General features: G+C 59.7%; 1 protein-coding gene. It reads left to right on the forward strand.

Annotated elements, in window-relative coordinates; genetic code table 11:
* A partial coding sequence (locus FQ668_RS00065) for an immunoglobulin-like domain-containing protein (protein ID WP_144179811.1) occupies positions 1 to 988 on the forward strand: 988 nt, incomplete at both ends.

Genomic DNA, 988 nt, shown 5'->3' on the forward strand with positions numbered 1-988 from the left:
CTCAGACGCCGGTAACGGTTACTCTGTCCAACGGCCAGACCATCACCGTTGAAGCGGGTAAAACCCAGGGCAGCGTCGATTTCCAGACGCCGGCCAATGACGTCTATAACAACGGCTCGACCGTCAGCGTCACCATCGAGAACGCCACGGGCGGCAACTTCGAGCANCCGGCCAATGACGTCTATAACAACGGCTCGACCGTCAGCGTCACCATCGAGAACGCCACGGGCGGCAACTTCGAGCAACTGACCCCGAACCCGACGCCGGCCTCGACGGTCATCAATGACAGCATCGATGCCGTCACCGTAAGCATTGTCAGCAATGGCAATGTGACCGAAGACCAGCAACCTTCCTTTACTGTGAAAGTGAGCCAGGCGCTGGACCGTCCGTTGACCGTAACCCTGTCGAACGGCGACACCGTGACGATCGAAGCCGGTAAGACCGAAGTCGAGTACAAGACCTCGGTTCAGGGCGATGACGTCTATCTTGATGCAGGCTCCATCACGCTCAGTGTTACCGACGCTACAGTTCCGGGTGCCACCTTCGAGAAGCTGGCCTTGGGTGGCCCGGCTACCGTTGAGATCTCGGACACTATCAGTGAAGTGGTGGCCAAACTGACCGCCACCCCTTCGGTGACCGAAGGCGGTGAGATCACTTACACCATCACGCTGACCAACAAAGACGGCCTGCCGATCAACAACCACTCGGAGCTGTACTTCAAGCTGACCGACGGCACCACCGTCGTCGTGGCAGCCAACAGCACCACCGGTTCGGCTACTGCAACCGCCCCGGACAACGTCTATGTCGGCACCAACGCGCCGGTGGTCAATGCCATCGACGCGGTCAGCGGCGCTGATGCATGGAAGTTCGAAAACCTGAACCTGGACAAAACCCCCGTCAGCACCGAGGTAACCGACGAGCCAGGCACCCCGGGCAACGAAGGCGATATCATCAAGGTCACCATCACGGCCGACCAGACCTCGGTTCC

This window comes from Pseudomonas sp. Kh14, from assembly GCF_900291005.1.
In the GTDB taxonomy this organism is placed as follows: domain Bacteria; phylum Pseudomonadota; class Gammaproteobacteria; order Pseudomonadales; family Pseudomonadaceae; genus Aquipseudomonas; species Aquipseudomonas alloputida.